The organism is Nocardiopsis sp. M1B1 (genome assembly GCF_052466615.1).
In genome coordinates this window covers 5,470,627-5,488,343 of record NZ_CP196194.1, presented here as the reverse complement: position 1 = coordinate 5,488,343, position 17,717 = coordinate 5,470,627, and the positions used below count along the sequence as shown (strand labels likewise).

Annotated in this window: 12 protein-coding genes and 1 other RNA gene; all 13 read left to right on the top strand. The window is 70.9% G+C overall.

The features are described 5' to 3' along the window. Positions 1–36 precede the first annotated feature (36 nt). The 13 genes from ACSTA4_RS23720 to ACSTA4_RS23660 all read left to right on the top strand — a co-directional run bounded on the left by ACSTA4_RS23720 (position 37) and on the right by ACSTA4_RS23660 (position 17,611). On the top strand, positions 37–1,713 hold the full coding sequence (locus ACSTA4_RS23720) for a glycoside hydrolase family 3 protein (protein WP_444961080.1): 1,677 nt from the start codon (positions 37–39) through the stop codon (positions 1,711–1,713). A 112-nt stretch (positions 1,714–1,825) separates the two neighbouring features. After that, entirely contained in the window at positions 1,826–2,500 is a 675-nt protein-coding gene (locus tag ACSTA4_RS23715; RefSeq protein WP_444961079.1) for an HAD family hydrolase, read from the top strand. 55 nt (positions 2,501–2,555) lie between these two features. Beyond that, positions 2,556–3,023 carry a DUF6912 family protein gene (locus ACSTA4_RS23710; protein ID WP_416023154.1) on the top strand — a complete coding sequence of 156 codons (468 nt, stop codon included), beginning with the start codon at positions 2,556–2,558 and terminating at the stop codon, positions 3,021–3,023. A 168-nt stretch (positions 3,024–3,191) separates the two neighbouring features. After that, a complete protein-coding gene (locus ACSTA4_RS23705) occupies positions 3,192–3,887 on the top strand; it encodes an HAD family hydrolase (RefSeq protein WP_444961078.1) in 696 nt (231 codons plus the stop codon). Between the two features lie 329 nt (positions 3,888–4,216). Then, positions 4,217–9,085, top strand: a complete 4,869-nt coding sequence (locus ACSTA4_RS23700; RefSeq protein ID WP_444961077.1) for an NAD-glutamate dehydrogenase — start codon at positions 4,217–4,219, stop codon at positions 9,083–9,085. 264 nt (positions 9,086–9,349) lie between these two features. Next, positions 9,350–10,468: a peptide chain release factor 2 gene (gene prfB / locus ACSTA4_RS23695; RefSeq protein ID WP_444961076.1), complete on the top strand. Its 1,119-nt coding sequence runs from the start codon at positions 9,350–9,352 to the stop codon at positions 10,466–10,468. Between the two features lie 454 nt (positions 10,469–10,922). Next, complete coding sequence (gene ftsE, locus ACSTA4_RS23690; protein WP_013154728.1) at positions 10,923–11,612, top strand: cell division ATP-binding protein FtsE; 690 nt, start codon at positions 10,923–10,925, stop codon at positions 11,610–11,612. 57 nt (positions 11,613–11,669) lie between these two features. Next, positions 11,670–12,581, top strand: coding sequence for a permease-like cell division protein FtsX (gene ftsX / locus ACSTA4_RS23685; RefSeq protein ID WP_444961075.1), 912 nt, complete (start codon positions 11,670–11,672; stop codon positions 12,579–12,581). Positions 12,582–12,655: 74 nt separating this feature from the next. Further along, positions 12,656–13,120, top strand: a complete 465-nt coding sequence (gene smpB, locus ACSTA4_RS23680) for an SsrA-binding protein SmpB (protein WP_013154726.1) — start codon at positions 12,656–12,658, stop codon at positions 13,118–13,120. A gap of 23 nt (positions 13,121–13,143) precedes the next feature. Then, on the top strand, positions 13,144–15,162 hold the full coding sequence (locus tag ACSTA4_RS23675; RefSeq protein WP_444961074.1) for a penicillin-binding transpeptidase domain-containing protein: 2,019 nt from the start codon (positions 13,144–13,146) through the stop codon (positions 15,160–15,162). 416 nt (positions 15,163–15,578) lie between these two features. Continuing rightward, positions 15,579–15,950, top strand: a transfer-messenger RNA (tmRNA) gene (gene ssrA / locus ACSTA4_RS23670). Between the two features lie 585 nt (positions 15,951–16,535). Beyond that, positions 16,536–16,868 carry a PadR family transcriptional regulator gene (locus ACSTA4_RS23665; RefSeq protein ID WP_248771852.1) on the top strand — a complete coding sequence of 111 codons (333 nt, stop codon included), beginning with the start codon at positions 16,536–16,538 and terminating at the stop codon, positions 16,866–16,868. Further along, complete coding sequence (locus tag ACSTA4_RS23660) at positions 16,865–17,611, top strand: DUF2812 domain-containing protein (protein ID WP_444961073.1); 747 nt, start codon at positions 16,865–16,867, stop codon at positions 17,609–17,611. Before ACSTA4_RS23665 ends, ACSTA4_RS23660 begins: the two co-directional genes overlap by 4 nt. Positions 17,612–17,717 lie beyond the last annotated feature (106 nt).

Here is a 17,717-nt window from a genome sequence, read left to right as displayed (position 1 = left end):
GGCGAACCCACGATTTCGCCGGAGATGAAGTCCGCCATGAAACTGTCCGTTCCGCACGCCCTGGCCCCGGCCTGCGTGGGACTCGCACTGATCGCCACCGCATGCACCACAGAGGAGGTGGGTTCCTCGCAGGAGGACCGCGAAACCCAGCCGTCGGCCGAGGCCGAACCCTTCGAGCCCGTGCTCGCACCCCGGCTGCTCTCCGAGATGGACCTGGACGACAAGATCGGCCAGCTCCTCGTCCTGACCGCCCAGGGCACCTCGGCCGCCGAGAACGCCGCCCAGATCGAGGCCTACCGGCCCGGCGGCCTCATCTACTTCGACGCCAACCTCACCGACGCCGAGCAGATCGCCACCATGTCGGCGGGCGTGCAGGACCTGGCCGCCGAACAGGGGCAGGGCGTTCCGCTGTTCGTCGGGATCGACCAGGAGCAGGGCCTGGTGGCCCGGCTGCCCGTGGGCACCCGCTTCCCCGACGCCATGGCCGTCGGCGCCACCCGCGACACCGAACTGGCCGAGCTGCGCGCCTCCACCACCGCCGAGGAGCTCACCGCCCTGGGCATCAACCTCAACTACGCGCCCGACGCCGACGTCAACACCGATCCCGGCAACCCGGTCATCGGCATCCGCTCCTTCGGCTCCGACCCCGACCTGGTCGCGCAGATGGCCGTCGCCGAGTCGGGCGCCTACTCCGGCGCCGGTGTGGTGCCAACGGTCAAGCACTTCCCCGGGCACGGCGACACCGACGTGGACAGCCACAGCGGCCTGCCCGTCATCGACATGCCGCGCGAGCAGTGGGAGGCCGAGCACCTGCCGCCGTTCCGGGCGGCCATCGACGCGGACGTGGACGCCGTCATGACCGCCCACGTGCTCATGCCGCAACTGGACGGGAGCGAGGACCCCGAGCCCGCCACCATCTCCCCGGAGCTGATCGACGGCATCCTCCGCGGCGAACTGGGCTACGACGGCGTGGTGACCACCGACGCCCTCAACATGGAGGGCGTGCGCCAGCGCCACGCCGACGGCGAGATCGCCGTGCGCGTGCTGGAGGCGGGCGTGGACCAGCTGCTCATGCCGCCGGACCCCGCCGCCGCGGTGTCCGCGATCCGCGAGGCGGTCGAGCAGGGCCGCCTGAGCGAGGAGCGCATCGACGAGTCCGCGCTGCGCGTCCTGGCGCTCAAGGAGAAGCGCGGGATCCTGGAGGCCGAACCGGTGGACCCGCAGGGCGCCGCGGCGGTCCTGGAGGACCCCGGGCACGCCGAGGCCGCCCAGCGCGTGGCGGACGCCTCCGCGACCCTGCTGCGCAACGAGGGCGACCTGCTGCCCCTGGCCGAGGGCAGCGGTGTCCGCGTCCAGGGCGTGGGCGCGGAGCAGATCTCGGCCGCGCTCACCGAGGCCGGCGTCGACGTGGTGGAGAGCGGGGCCGACGCCGTGGTCGTGGGCACCGGGGGCGGCAGCGGGGCCTCGGAGCAGAGCGGCCTGGTCCAGGCCGCGCGCGCCGAGGGGCTGCCGGTGGTCGTGGTGTCCCAGGGCACGCCCTACGACCTGGCGGCCTTCCCGGAGGCGGAGGCGTTCGTGGCGGTGTACTCGTCCGTGGACGTGTCGCGGGCCGCCGCCGCGCGGGTCATCGCCGGACAGGTGAAGCCCTCCGGGAAGCTGCCGGTGGACATCCCCGCGGCCGACGTGGAGATCGGTACCGGGCTGACCACCTGACCGGCCGGGTTTCGCCGGGGGTTGAAACGGGCGGGGAACGGGAAGAACGCTTCCCCGCCCGACCCGCGGGCGTCTGGGGGAGAGGTCACCGACGACCGGAGGAGGGGATCGGATGGACGGCACCCGGCGAGGGGTCATCTGCGACTGGGGCGGTGTCCTCACACCGCCGCTGCCCGTGGGCATCCGGGCCTGGCTGCACGCCGACCGCATCGACGTCGAGCACTACCACGAGGTCATGCGCCCCTACTTCGACGGCAGCGTCGAGGGGGAGAACCTCGTGCACGCCCTGGAGCGGGGCGAGATCGACACCTGCGCGTTCGAGCGCGAGCTGGCGGCCCTGCTGCGCTGCACCCACGGCGGTCCGGTGGTCGCCGAGGGGCTGATCGACCGCATGTTCTGCGATTTCGATCCCGTGCACGACATGTACGAGGCCCTGCGCGAGGCCAGGACCGCCGGGGCCGCGACCGCCCTGCTGTCGAACTCCTGGGGCAACTGCTATCCCCGTGAGCACTTCGACACCACCTTCGACGCGGTGGTCATCTCGGGCGAGGTGGGGATGCGCAAGCCCGAGCACCGCATCTACCTGCACACCTGCGAGCGGATCGGCCTGCGGCCCGAGGACTGCGTGTTCATCGACGACCTGGAGCACAACGTCCGCACGGCCGAGGAGCTCGGGATGACCGGCATCCTGCACACCGACGTGGACACCACGCGGCTGGAGCTGGAGCGCTTCCTGGCGCCGGACGGCGACGGCGCGCCCCCGGTGCCCGGGGAGCGGGCGGCCTGAGCCCCGGGTTTGGCACACTTGGTGTGTTCAGCCCACATCCTGGAGAGCCGCTCGCATGTACGTCTTCCTGCCCAGCACCATCCCCGCCCTGGCTCGCCTGCTGGAGGAGGGGCGGCTGGAGGGCGTGCCGCTGACCGCGTTCGCGGCCGACCCCGGCCCGGACGAGGACGTGGAGGAGGCGGAGTACGAGGCGATGTACGCCGCCGCGGGGGAGTCGCTGGCGCTGCTGGCGGCCGACCCCGGCGCCCCCCGGCGACGGGTGGTGCTGGCCGCGGACATGCCCGACCGGGTCGTCGAGCGCGCTGGCCGCGCGGGGCGGGGCGTGGTCCGGGTGAGGGTCACCGGGGCCGTTCCGTTCAAGAAGCTGGCGTCGGCGCACGTGGACGACGCCGACGCCGCCGCGGACGTGGCGGCGTCGGTACAGGACCCGGATTCGGGCGCGGCGGAGGACCACGAACTGATGTGGTTCGCGGTCCAGGAGCTGCGCTACCTGGTCGACGAGGCCACGACCACGCAGCCGTAGGGCGACGGCCGGGGGCTCGCTGCCGGGGGGTGAGCGCGAACGCACACCCCCCGACCCCCCGCCTCCCGGCCGCACCCGGACGGAGGTTTCCGCCCTCGTGCGCCCATACGGCAAGATGGAGGGGCCCCACCCCCGTCGCGTCCCGAGGAGTTCGCCATCAGCCGCCTGGTGCTATGGAACATCGACCTCACCCTCCTCGACGTGGGACGGGTGACGAGGGCGGCCTACGCCGAGGCCTTCGAGAAGGTCACCGGTGAGCCCCTCGTCTACCTGACCTCGTCGGCGGGCCGGACCGACTCGGAGATGTTCTTCGAGTTCTGCGCCCGCAACTACGTCGACGTCGAACCCGACACCGGCTCCCTGGGCGAGTTCCTCGACGCCCTGGAGGAGTCCTTCGGCAACCGCTCGGACGAGCTGCTCTCCAAGGGCCGCGTCATGCCCGGCGCCGCGGCCTCGCTGGCGGCGGTGGCCTCCATGCCCGACACCGTCCAGACCGTGGTCAGCGGCAGCACCCGCGCCAACGCCACGGCCAAGCTGGTCGCCTTCGGACTGGACACCTACCTCAACCTGGCCATCGGCGGCTACGGCTCGGTCAACTACCCCAAGTCCAGCCTCATCCAGTCCATCCGCCTGCACGCCGCGGGCGAGGGCGGCCGGGTCTACCCCGAGGAGGAGACGGTCTTCATCACCGACTCCGCCCCGGACGTGCGCGCCGCCGTCATCGGCGGCGCGACCCCGGTCGCGGTGCTCAACGGCTCGACCACGGAGAGCCAGCTGCGCGAGGCCGGAGCGGTCGTCGTCCTGCCCGACCTGACCGACCCCCGGGCCGTGATGACCGCGGTCCAGCAGGCAACGGCTCGGTAACGACATGTCCCCCCTGCCCGGGGGGTAGGTGGTGGCCCGTGTACGCAGCAACCGATCACCGCAATCTGTTTCTAACACTCCGCAACCACCCTGTAACGGTGTTGGACCTGCCCCCGGGCCCGAAAGCCAGTAGCCTTGGCACCGGGCGGGGCGGGGACAACGAGGTCCGGCGCCCCGCGACCCCAATCCGAACCACCACGGTCGTGGGCTCCTTGCGGCCCAGGGAGTTCACACCGAATCACGCAGTCGCCCAGAAGTTCACAGGTCGTATGACCGGTCGTTCTGCCAGCACTCGTGCGACGTTGCTCACAAAGGAGTGAGAGATCCCTATGTCCGGGCAATCCGACGTCCAGCTCCAGAAGCTGCTCAGTGAGGCGGCCGCCAAGTGGTCCCCCGGGGCGCGCATCAGCCCCGAGGAGGCCGAAGCCGTCCGCCGCTTCCTCCCCGTGTACTACCGCCACACGGACCCCGAGGAGATCAGCGGCCGCTCCGCCGAGCAGATCTGCGGCGCGGCCGAGGCCCACCGCTCCTTCGGCGCCCGGCGCGCCGCCGGACGGGCCAAGGTCCGCGTCTACACCCCCGACGCCGAGCGCGACGGCTGGGACCAGCAGACCGGCGTCGTGGAGATCGTCACCGACAACGCCCCCTTCCTCGTCTCCTCCGTCACCATGGCCCTCAGCGACCTCGGCGCGGGGGTCCGGCTGATCATCCACCCCCAGATGACCGTCGGCCGCGACCTGGAGGGCCGCCTGGTCCGGGTGGAGCCGGAGAGCGGCGGCGAGGGCCTGCTGCCGATCGACGAGTCCTGGATGCACATCGAGATCGACCCGCAGCCCGACCCCGAGCGCCTGCGCGAGATCACCGCCCGCGTCGAGTCCGTCCTGGCCGACGTGCGCTACGTGGACGAGGACGCCGGCAAGATGAGCGACCGGGCCATCCGGATCGCCGACGAGCTGGCGGCCTACCCGGACCGGCTCGTGGCCGGGGGAGTGGACCCGCGCGAGATCGGCGAGAGCGTCGACTTCCTGCGCTGGATCGCGGGCCGGCACTTCACCTTCATGGGCTACCGCGAGTACACCCTGGTCACCGACGAGAACGGCGACGACTCCCTGCGCCCCGAGCCCGGCTCCGGCCTGGGCGTCCTGCGCATGGACTCGCCCGCCTCCACCAGCTTCGCCGCCCTGCCCCCCGAGATCCGCGGCAAGGCCCGCGAGCCCTACATCCTGGTCCTGACCAAGGCCAACTCGCGCGCCACGGTCCACCGCCCCAAGTACCTGGACTACATCGGCGTCAAGAAGTTCGACGCCCAGGGCAACATCGTCGGCGAGCGCCGGTTCCTCGGCCTGTTCACCTCCCAGGCCAGCACCACCAGCATCGCCCAGATCCCCATCATGCGCCGCAAGCAGGCCGAGGTGCTGGCCCTGGCCGGGTTCGAGGCCGACAGCTACGACGGCAAGGACCTCATCGAGCTGCTGGAGACCTTCCCCCGCGAGGAACTCCTCCAGATCCCCGTGGGCGAGCTGTACAACATCGTCCGCGGCGTCCTGCGCCTGCGCGACCGGCGCGGCACCAAGCTGTTCATGCGCCGCGACCCCTACGGCGGCCGGTACATGTCCTGCTTCGTGTACATGCCGCGCGACCAGTACAGCACCCGGGTCCGCCTGGACATCCAGAACGTCCTCGCCGAGGCCTTCCACGGCGCCACGATGGACCACAACGTGCTCATCGGCTCCGCCCCGCTGGCCCGCCTGTACCTGGTGGCCCGAGCCCAGCACGGGCGCACCCTCGCCGACATCGACCAGGTCGCCCTGGAGGAGAAGGTCCGCGAGGCGGCCCGCTCCTGGGACCTGGACCTGGACGACGCCCTCGCCGCGGCCTTCGGCCCCGTGCGCGCCACCGAGTTCAAGGAGCGCTACTCGGGCGGCCTCACCGAGGCCTACAAGGTCGACAACAGCCCCGCCACCGCGGCGGGCGACATCCGCGAGCTGGAGAAGCTCCTGGCCCGCACCGACCCCGGGCGGCGCCACGGCGAGTTCTCCGCGGTCCTGTACCAGCGCGAGGACGCCGACCCCGGCTGCTGGCGGTTCCGCCTCTACCGGATCGGCGAGCCCATCTCGCTCTCGCGCGTCCTGCCCGTCCTGGAGAACCTGGGCGTGGAGGTCGTCGACGAGTGGCCCTACGACGTCACCATCCGGGACGTGGGCCGGGTGTGGATCTACGACTTCGGCCTCGGCCCCATCCCCGAGTCCGACCTGGCCCCCGAACGGCTCAAGTGCCTGTTCGAGGAGGCCTTCGACGCCTCCTGGCGCGACCTGGGCGAGAGTGACCGCTTCAACGCCCTGGTGGTGCGGGCCGGCCTCGACTGGCGCCAGCTCACCGTGCTGCGCGCCTACGCCAAGTACCTGCGCCAGACCGGGTCCACGTTCACGCCCGAGTACCTGGCCGACGTGCTGGTGGCCAACGTCGGGATCGCCAACCTGCTGGTCGAGCTGTTCGAGACCCGCTTCGACCCCGACCAGCCCGGCGAGGGCCGCGACGAGCGCGCCGACGTCCTCGTCGGCAAGGTCGAGGGCGAACTGGAGGCCGTGGCCAGCCTGGACCACGACCGCATCCTGCGCTCGTTCCTGGCGGCCATCCGCGCCACCCTGCGCACCAACCACTACCAGGGCCACCCCTACCTGGTGCTCAAGCTCGACCCGCAGGAGATCCCGGACCTGCCGCACCCGCGGCCCCGGTTCGAGATGTACGTCTACTCCCCGCGGGTGGAGGGCGTGCACCTGCGCTTCGGCGCGGTCGCGCGCGGCGGACTGCGCTGGTCGGACCGCTTCGAGGACTTCCGCACCGAGATCCTGGGCCTGGTCAAGGCCCAGATGGTCAAGAACTCCGTCATCGTCCCCAGCGGCGCCAAGGGCGGCTTCGTGTGCAAGCGACTGCCCCAGAACGGCACCCGCGACGAGGTGATGGCCGAGGTCGTGGCCTGCTACAAGCAGTTCATCAGCGGCCTGCTCGACGTCACCGACAACCTCGTGGACGGCGAGACCGTGCACCCCGAGCGCACCGTCCTGCACGACGGCGACGACTCCTACCTCGTGGTCGCCGCCGACAAGGGCACCGCCACCTTCTCCGACACCGCCAACGCCATCTCCACCGAGCGCGGCTTCTGGCTCGGCGACGCCTTCGCCTCCGGCGGCTCGGTCGGCTACGACCACAAGGCCATGGGCATCACCGCGCGCGGCGCCTGGGAGTCGGTCCGGTTCCACTTCCGCGAGATGGGCGTGAACGTGCAGGAGGAGCCGTTCACCGTCGTCGGCATCGGCGACATGTCCGGCGACGTGTTCGGCAACGGCATGCTGCTCTCCCGGCAGATCCGGCTGGTCGCGGCCTTCGACCACCGCCACGTCTTCCTGGACCCCGACCCCGACCCGCACACCTCCTGGGTGGAGCGCAAGCGCGTCTTCGACCTGCCCCGCAGCACGTGGGAGGACTACGACCCCAAGCTCATCTCCGAGGGCGGCGGCGTGCACCCGCGCACGGCCAAGTCCGTGCCGATCACGCCGCAGGTGCGCGAGGCGCTGGGCATCGACGAGGGTGTGCACAGCCTCACGCCGGACGAGCTGATCCGGTGCGTGCTCACCTCGCCCGTCGACCTGCTGTGGAACGGCGGCATCGGCACCTACGTCAAGGCCGGTACCGAGACGCACGCCGACGCGGGCGACAAGGCCAACGACCAGCTGCGCGTGGACGCCGCCGATCTGCGCGTCAAGGTGGTCGGCGAGGGCGGCAACCTGGGCCTGACCCAGGACGCGCGGATCGAGTTCGCCCGCGCGGGCGGCCGGATCAACACCGACTTCATCGACAACTCCGCCGGTGTGGACACCTCCGACCACGAGGTCAACATCAAGATCATGCTGGACCGCGAGGTGCGGTCGGGCAAGCTGGACAAGGCCGACCGCGACCAGCTGTTCATCGACATGACCGACGAGGTCGCAGAGCTGGTCCTGGACAACAACGACGCGCAGAACACCGTGCTGGCCGCCGCGCGCAAGCAGGACGGCCAGATGCTGCACGTCCACGGCCGGTACATGCGCCACCTGGAGCGCACCAGGGTGCTCAAGCGCAAGCAGGAGGACCTGCCCTCCGACAAGACGATCGCGGAGCGGCGCGCGGCGGGCAGGGGCCTGACCAGCCCGGAGTTCGCCACGCTGCTGTCGTACACCAAGATCAGCCTCAAGGACCAGCTCGACCTGTCCGACCTGGCCGAGGACCCCTACCTGAACGACACCCTGACGGCGTACTTCCCGACGCCCCTGCGGTCGGAGCGCTTCGCCGAGGGCGTGCACTCCCACCCGCTGCGCCGGGAGATCATCGTCAACCAGGTCGTCAACCAGATGGTCAACCGCTCCGGTCTGACCTTCGCGTTCCGGCTCAACGAGGAGCTGGGCTCCAGCTCCGCCGACATCGCCCGCGCCTACCTGGTGGTGCAGGACGTGCTGGGGCTGCGCCGGTTCTGGAGCGGGCTGGAGGAGCTGGACCACGAGATCTCGATGGACAGCCAGCTCGTCCTGCTGCTGGAGGCGCGCAAGCTCGCCGAGCGCTCCGCCCGCTGGCTGCTGCGCAACCGCACCTTCCCCTTCGACATCAGCAGCGAGATCGGCTACTTCGCCGACGGCGTGGGCGAGCTGCTGCCGCAGCTGGTCGAGCTGCTGCGGGGCCGCGACCGCGAGGCCTTCGTCGAGCGCCGCGACCGCTACACGTCGATGGGTGTGCCGACCGAGCTGGCCGAGCGGGTGGCAGTGATGGTGCCCGCCTACTCCACCCTGGACCTGGTGGAGATCGCCCAGCGCACCGGCCGCCCGGTGGAGAAGGTCGCCGAGCTCTACTTCGAGCTGGCCGACCGGCTCAACATCAGCTGGTGGCGCGAGCGCGTCATCGACCTGCCGCGCGACGACCGGTGGGTGACGACGGCGCGCTCCTCGCTGCGCGACGACCTGTACGCGGCGCACGCCGACCTGACCGCGCGGGTGCTGGAGAGCGGTCCGGCGCAGGAGCCCTCCGAGCTGATCGCGGCGTGGATCGAACAGAACAGCGACCGGGTGCAGCGCGCCGGGATCACTCTGTCGGAGATCCAGGAGAACGAGCGCTTCGACCTGGCCACGCTGTCCGTGGCGCTGCGGTCCTTCCGCGGCCTGGTCGACTAGCCAGTGTCGTTCTGGACCTCCGCTCCGCTTCGGTCCGTGTTCGGGCGCCCGGAGAACGGGAACCTTCGGTGCCTACGGCGGGTTCGCTCGTTCCTCACGAACCCGCCTCCGGCCCCTCCAGAACCCCGTGGGCGCCCGAACCGAACCCCCGCAAGCTGAGGCCCGTCCAGAAAACGGGCCCGGCCCCGCCTCCGACCCCGACGGGCTCCCCGCGCCGGTGCGCGCGGGGAGCCCGTCCCCTGTTTGGGGCCTACACTGGGGTCCGTGGCAGAACTGGACCCAGCAGAGAAGATCAAGGACCTCGCGGCGACCCTGGCGAGCGTCAGCGCCGTGTTGGACCTGGAGGCCATGCACACGCAGATCGCCGAGTTGCGCGAGCAGTCCGCGGACCCCGAGCTGTGGGCCGACCAGGACAACGCGCAGAAGGTGACGCGCCAGCTCTCCAGCCTGGAGTCCATGGTCAACAAGATCAACGGCATCGGCCAGCGGCTCGACGACCTCGGCGTGCTCTACGAGCTGGCCGAGGCCGAGGACGACGCCGAGACCAGGGCCGAGGCCGACCGCGAGCTCGACCAGCTGCGCAAGGAGATCGGTGAGCTGGAGGTGCGCACCCTCCTCAACGGGCCGCACGACGAGCGCGAGGCCATCGTCACGATCAACTCCCAGGCGGGCGGCGTGGACGCCGCGGACTGGGCGCAGATGCTCCAGCGGATGTACCTGCGCTGGGCCGAGCGGCACGGCTACCCCACCGACGTCTACGAGACCTCCTACGCCGAGGAGGCGGGCATCAAGTCCACCTCCTTCGCCGTCAAGACCCCGTTCGCCTACGGCACCCTGCGCGGCGAGCACGGCACGCACCGCCTGGTGCGCATCTCGCCGTTCGACAACCAGAACCGGCGCCAGACCTCGTTCGCGGGCGTGGACGTCGTCCCGGTGGTGGAGCAGAGCGACCACATCGAGATCGACGACGGCGACCTGCGGGTGGACGTGTACCGCTCCAGCGGCCCCGGCGGCCAGGGCGTCAACACCACCGACTCGGCGGTGCGCATCACCCACCTGCCGACCGGCATCGTGGTGTCCTGCCAGAACGAGCGGTCGCAGCTGCAGAACAAGGCCACGGCCATGTCGATGCTCCAGGCCAAGCTGCTGGCGCGCAAGCGCGAGGAGGAGCAGGCGGCGCTGGACGAGATCCGCGGCGACTCGGTGAGCAGCTGGGGCACGCAGATGCGCAACTACGTCCTGCACCCCTACCAGAGCGTCAAGGACGTGCGCACCGGCGCCGAGACCGGCAACACCTCGGGTGTGCTGGACGGGGACATCGACGAGTTCATCGACGCCGAGATCCGCTGGATGCGCAGCCGGGAGCGCTCCGAGGACGCCTAGCGGCACCCTCCCCGGCGGCCCCGGCGGGGCTCCCGCACGCGCTCGCCGCGGGGCGCCCTCCCCGGCGAACGTAACGCGAGCCCCGGAGCCCTCGGGCGCCGGGGCCTTGCGCGGCCGGGCCCGGCCCGGCGAGGGGCGCGGACACGCCCGGTCGCAGCGGCGGCACCCCGGGTCAGCAGGTGGGACAGATGTGGTTGTTGTGTCCCAATGGTGATGATCACGTCTCCGCAGTTTTACCGAAACTGCTATATGTGAACGTTATCATCGGTTGACGCCTCCGATATGCTCGAGGCTGTTGTCCGATGGTGCACTGATCTATCGGGTGTGAGGCGACCGGGACAATCCGGGCCGCTCCCCCCTCTACACTGTCGGTTGGCCATGTGGCCGGTACGATCCCGCGCGGAGTGCCCTCCACTGCGGGTGCCCATACCTTCGAGAACCTTGTGATGCGCCTGTGATCCACTTCGATAACGTCACCAAGGTCTACCCGACCCAGAAGCGCCCCGCGCTCGACGGCGTTTCCATTGACGTAGACAAGGGCGAGTTCGTCTTCCTGGTCGGCCCGTCCGGCTCCGGCAAGTCGACCTTCCTCCGCTTGGTCCTCAAGGAGGAGAAGCCCGACAAGGGACGTGTGCACGTCGCCGGCAAGGACCTGGCGCGCCTGTCCAACTGGAAGGTCCCCCACCTGCGCCGCCGTATCGGCTGCGTCTTCCAGGACTTCCGCCTGCTGCCGAACAAGAACGTCTTCGAGAACGTCGCCTTCGCTCTGGAGGTCATCGGCAAGCCCCGCCGCTTCATCCGCAAGGTCGTCCCCGAGGTCGTCGAACTCGTCGGCCTGGAGGGCAAGGCCGGGCGGATGCCCAACGAACTCTCCGGCGGTGAGCAGCAGCGCGTGGCCATCGCCCGCGCGTTCGTCAACCGCCCCCAGATCCTGCTGGCCGACGAGCCCACGGGCAACATCGACCCCGCGACCTCCATCGGCATCATGAAGGTGCTGGACCGAATCAACCGCACGGGCACCACCGTCGTCATGGCGACCCACGACGCCGCCATCGTCGACTCGATGCGCAAGCGCGTGATCGAGCTTGAAGAGGGCTTGGTAGTGCGCGACCAGACGCGCGGCGTCTACGGCCAGGCGTACTGACCTCCCGCTGCGAGGACCGGCGCGGCGAAGCCCCGAAGGATGGACCTTTAACAGATCATGCGAGCACAATTCGTTCTCTCCGAGACGTGGATCGGCCTTCGCCGAAACCTGACGATGACCATCGCGGTCATCACGACGGTGGCCATCTCACTGACTCTTTTCGGCGCCGGTCTACTGGTCAACCAGCAGGTCTCCGAGATGCGCAGTTACTGGGACGAGCGGATCACGCTCACCATCTACATGTGCACCGAGATCTCGCCCACCACGACCTGTCAGGAGAACGGTCCGGCCACCGACGAGGACCGCCAGGCACTGGAGCAGACCCTCGACGGCCTGGCCCAGGTGCAGGAGTACACCTACCTCACCTCGGCCGAGGCCTGGCAGGACTTCCAGGACCGGCTGGGCCCCGCCAACGAGGCGCTGGCCAACGCCGCGCAGGAGGGCGACATCCCGGACAACTACCGGGTGCAGCTCACCGACCCCTCCCACTACCAGACCGTGCGCTCCGCGGTGGAGGGCGCCCCGGGCATCGACAGCGTCTCCGACGACGAGATCGTGCTGGAGCAGTTCTTCGGACTGCTGGACGGCCTGCGCGCGGCCGCCCTGGTGCTCGCGGGCGTCCAGCTGGCCGCCGCCGCGCTGCTGATCGGCAACACCATCCGGCTGTCGGCCTACAGCCGCCGCCGGGAGACCGGCATCATGCGGCTGGTCGGCGCGTCGAACTTCTACATCCAGCTGCCGTTCCTGCTGGAGGGCGCGGTCGCAGGCCTCATCGGCGGTCTGATCGCCTCCGGCTTCATCGTGGCGACCCGTTACACCCTGCTCACGCAGATCGAGGCCTGGTTCCAGTTCGACGTGGCCCTGGGCGCGGGTTCGCTGATGTACGTCATCGGCGTCTCGATGATCCTCGGCATCCTGCTGTGCACCATCACCTCGTTCCTCACCCTGCGCCGCTACCTCAAGATCTGACGCGGCCGCCTGGGGCGGGGAGGATTCGACACCGGGGGGCCTCGTGCCCCCCGGACGTATGAAGGGACACACCTGTGGCACGGGAGACCGGGCGCAAGCTCATCGCGCAGAACCGCCGGGCCCGGCACGACTACCACATCGACGAGACCTACGAGGCGGGCCTCGTCCTCACCGGTACCGAGGTCAAGTCGCTGCGGCAGGGCCGCGCCTCCCTCGTGGACGGCTTCGCGCACATCAACGACGGCGAGGTCTGGCTAGAGAACGTCCACATCCCCGAGTACTCCCAGGGAACGTGGACAAACCACGCCGCCCGACGATCGCGTAAGCTACTCCTGCACCGCGAGCAGATCTCCCGGCTGATCGGCAAGACCCGGGAGCCCGGCTTCACGCTCGTCCCGCTGTCCCTGTACTTCAGTGACGGGCGCGCCAAGGTGGAGATCGCTCTGGCCCGCGGTAAGCGTGAGTACGACAAGCGCCACGACATCGCCGAGCGTGAGGCGAAGCGCGACATGGAACGCGCCCTGCGCCGCCGTCGATGAGGCAGCCGAAAGGAACACACACGGTGTCCCCCCGTCCCCTCGGCCGGTTCACGGCCGCCGGCAGCGGCCTGCTCCTCGCCGCAGCCCTGGTCGCGTGCACACCGCACCCCAGTCCCGAGGTGGCGGTCAGGTCCTTCCTGCTCGCCTGGCAGGACGGTGACCACGAGACCGCCGCCGCCTACACCGACGGCGACCCCGCACAGGTGTCCGCGGCCCTCACGGACATGCGCGAGCAGCTCGACCTGGCCTCCCTGCGGTTCCAGCTCGGACCCATCTCCCGCGAGGGCGATTCGGCCGAGGCCGAGTTCGGCGTCAACGCCGACCTCGGCATCGGCGACCCGACCTGGAACTACACCGGCCGCATGCCCCTGGAGTGGGGCCCCGACGGCTGGCGCATCTCCTGGTCCACGAGCGTGCTGCACCCCGACCTGAGCGAGGAGGAGCGCCTCGCGGTCAGCTACGAGAGCCAGGAGCGCGGCCAGATCCTCGACCGCGAGGGGCAGCCGCTGGTCACCGCGGACAGCGTGACCGCCTTCGGCGTCTACCCCGCGGACATGGAGGACAAGGAGGCCGGGGTCACCCAGCTCGCCGAACTCCTCGACGAGGACCCCGACCCGCTCCTGAACCGGGTGCGCTCCGCGCCGCCCGAGCAGTTCCAGCCGCTGGTGCTCATGCGCGGCTCCAGCGTGGACGAGACGCTGCTGAGCGAGGCCTCGCGGATCTCCGGGGTGGACACCCAGGAGGTCCAGGTCAACCTGACGCCCTCGGTGTCGCCGTTCCTGCTCGGCGAGGTCGCCGGGACCGCCGAGCACCGGGTCTCCTCCCGCGTGCCCGGCTCCTACCAGGCGGGCGACACCGTCGGCCTGAACGGGCTCCAGAACATCTTCCAGCACGAGCTGGCCGGTTCGGGCACCACGCAGGTGGTCTCCCTGGACCAGGACGGACAGGTCACCGACGTCCTGGAGGCGTGGGAGGGCTCGCTCAGCGGGGCCATCGACACCACCCTGGACCTGGACGTGCAGCGGGCCGCCGAGAACGCGCTGGCGGCGGTGCCGGGCAACGGCTACCTGGTGGCGGTCGACACCGGCAGCGGCGAGGTCCTGGCCGCTGCCAGCGCCTCGGGCGGCACCGCGGACGACAACGCCTTCACCGGCTCCTACCTGCCGGGCAGCACCTTCGGCATGGTCACCGCCCTGGCCGCCCTGGAGTCGGGAGCGGCCACCCCCGAGAGCGAGGTGCCCTGCGGCTACTCCGCGGAGATCGGCGGACGCACCTTCGTCAACCCGGGCGGCGGCGCACTGCTCGACCAGGCCACCCTGGCCCGCAACATCACCTTCAGCTGCAACGTCGGCTTCGCGGGCCTGGGCGCCGAGGTGGGGCCGGAGGCCATCGCCGAGACCGCCGGGCGGATGGGCGTCGGCGCCGACTGGCAGCTGCCCGTCCCGGCCTCCTCGGGTTCGGTCGCCGTGGAGGACGGCGAGGAGAACGTGGCCGCGGCCATGATCGGCGAGCACGGAGTGCGGGTCAGTCCGCTGTCCATGGCCCTGATCGCCGCCGCGGTCGCGGACGGCACGTGGAACGCGCCGACCCTGGTGCCGGAGGAGGGCCCCAACCCGATCGGCGCCACCACCCTGGACGACGCCCACCTGGAGGTGGTCCGCACCGGGCTGCGCGAAGCGGTGCTCAACCGCATGCCCGAGCTGCTCGCCACCGGGGGAGAGGTCCACGGGCAGGCGGCCCGCGTGGAGCAGGGCGACACCTCGCTGCACTGGTTCGTCGGCTACAAGGACGACGTGGCCTTCGCCGTCCTGGCCGAGGCGGACCCGGCGACGACCCTGGTGTCGCAGCACGCGGTGAACGCCGCGGGCTCCTTCCTCGACGGGATGGCCAACGGGGTGCCCGAGGAGGCCCCCGCCGGGACGGCCACCGGCGAGCAGGTGCCCGGCGGCCCCACGACCACCGAGGGCGTGGGCCTGCCCTCGGAGCAGACGGGGCCGACCAACCAGGCCGACCTGACGGGCACGGAGGAGACCGGCTGGTAGGGCCGACCGGACGGCGGCGGCTACGGTCACCGTTCCCTCCGGACAGGACAGAACCAGGCAAAGAGCGGACCCCCGGGCAACCCCCCGGGGGTCCGCCCGCGTCTTCCCCTATGACTGGGCCGCGACAGGGGGTAGCGGACCAGTGAGGGGCAGGACCTCATCTCGGGGGAGATCCTGTCGTTTCCCAAGGTCGGCCCGACCCTGCCGACCGCCCCCGCGGGCCGCGTCGACCACCTCTTGCGTCCGCGCCCGCGGGGGTTTCTCCCTGTCCGGGCCCGGTGGCCGCGGATTCCCCTCCGCGACCGGGAATCAGCTTGGCCCCCGCACTGTTCAACAGGTAGAGTGACGGACGCGCGAGCGTTCGCCGCTCGCATGTCGGCCGCTCCGCCCAGCGGGGAGGCCGTGACAATTCCACAGGGGGTGATCGGTTTCGACTTCGGTAGTCGTTCCAGGGGAAGCGGGTCGAGGGTTGCGTTTGTGACCTCGTTAATCCTGCATTCGCGTAAACACAAGTGCCAATTCCAAGCGCACTGAGTTCGCTCTCGCTGCCTAAGCGATAGCGTCTCTGTCGGCCTGGGCTCGTCATCGGCCCAGATCCCGGCATCAGCTAGATGACTTACCGCTCAGATCAGGCCACGGGGCCTGAGCGGGACATCTTCGTGGCTGGGCCTGTCAGCGATGTGTCCGTGCAAGCGCTGAGGCCGAGTAGAACGACAGCGCGGACTGCACCCGGAGAAGCCCTGGCTCGGTGCTGAAGGACGCGGGTTCGATTCCCGCCACCTCCACATGACTCAGGACGACCCTGCTCGGCGGCCTTCGGCCGCCTCGCAGGGTCGTCCTTCGTGTTTTCCGGGGGGAGACCCCCCGAACCCCCCGAGGTACCCCCCTGTGGCTTAGGTCGTGCCGGTCGGTGGGGTTGGCGCGGTGGTCCCTGATGACGCGGGGCTTTGCGGGGACTTTCCGAGGTACCCCCCTGTGGCTTGGGTCGTGCCGGTCGGTGGGGTTGGCGCGGCGGTCCCTCACGACGCGGGGCTTCGCCTTGTGGCTCGGGGCTTTGCGAGGATTCCCGGGTACCCCTCTGTGGTCGAGGCCGCATTGGTCGGTGTGGCGGTCCCTGACGACGCGGGGCTTTGCGAGGACTCCCCCGGTGGCTCGGGTTGTGCTGGTCGGTGGAGTGGCTCCCGGCGGTACGGCTGCGGCCTTCTTCGCTGGCTGTGACGGGAAGGCTCCTCGTCGCAGCCCGCTTTCGTTTTCGGCCTCTGGCCCGCCTGTTCGTGGCGGTTCAGGGGCTTTTTTCGTATCGGTGCGGCTATCTAGGTTGTGATCCTACCTAGGTAGGTCTATGGTCTAGGTAGCGAACGAAGGGGGCGCGCATGGACCGCCGCGCGAGCTGGCTCAAAGGGGTGCTGGACCTCCTGGTCCTGGCCAGCCTGACCGGGGGCGAGAGCTACGGGTACGCGATCGCCAGGCGGCTGGACGAGTCCGGTTTCGGCAAGATCCGGGGCGGCACGCTCTACCCCGTGCTCAACCGGCTGGAGGAGGCCGGGCTCGTGGACGCCGAGTACCGGGCGGCCGAGAAGGGCCCCGGCCGCCGCTACTACGTACTGACCGACGAGGGCCGCGCCGTCCTGAGCGAACAGGGCGCGGCCTGGACGGAGTTCGACGCCTCGGTGCGCTCGGTACTCGCGGAGGGAGGAATCCGATGAACGACTACCTCACCCGGCTCGCGGAGCTGCTGGGGGAACGCGGTGTGGACGCGGACAGGTCACGTGTCCTGCTGGAGGACCTGGCCGCGCACACGGCCGAGAGCGGTGCCGACCCGGAGGAGGAGTTCGGCCCGGTCGGGGAGTTCGCCGACGCCCTGGCGCCGCCGGTCGGCGCGCGGGACGAGGCCGCCGCGGAGCCGGACGTGCTGGTCTGGTCGGCCGACGCCTTCGAGGGCCCCGCCCGGCTGGCCGCGATGGGCGCCCAGGGCTGGGAGGTGGAACGGGTGGACCGGCTCGGCCGCTTCGTCAGCCGCCGCGCTCCCGAGCGGCCGCAGACCTGGGAGTACCGCCAGGAACTCAGCCCCGGCCCGGGCGACCGCGAGCGCCTCGCCCAGCGCCTGGCCCCCGAGGGCTGGGAGCCGTGCGGCCACTGGTCGGTCCTGGCCTACTTCAAACGCCCCGGGTCGGCCACCGCCGGGCCCGCGGCCGAACTGGCCTCCCCGCCCGCGCCCGGCCGCCGCCGTTACTTCCTGGGCTGGAGGGGCGCGCTGGCCATCGGTGCCTGCCTGCTGGTCGCGGTGGCCGCGGGGACCTGGGCGGTCCTGCGGCTGGCTGACGGGGCGGAGGGCGCCGCCGACCGGGCCGGGTTCGCGGTCGGCGCGGTTTTCGGCGTGCTCCTGGTCATCGGGCTCCTCCGGGGCGCCGTGCGTTTCGGAAGGGCGGGGGTACCGCACTCCCGGTGACTTTCCGGGTACGGTCGGACCCGAGGCGGTGAACCGGGGCCGCGACGAAAGCGTTATCCTCTTTGCCCCCCGACCCCGTGTCCGCGGGTGAGCGAGAGCCTTCGAC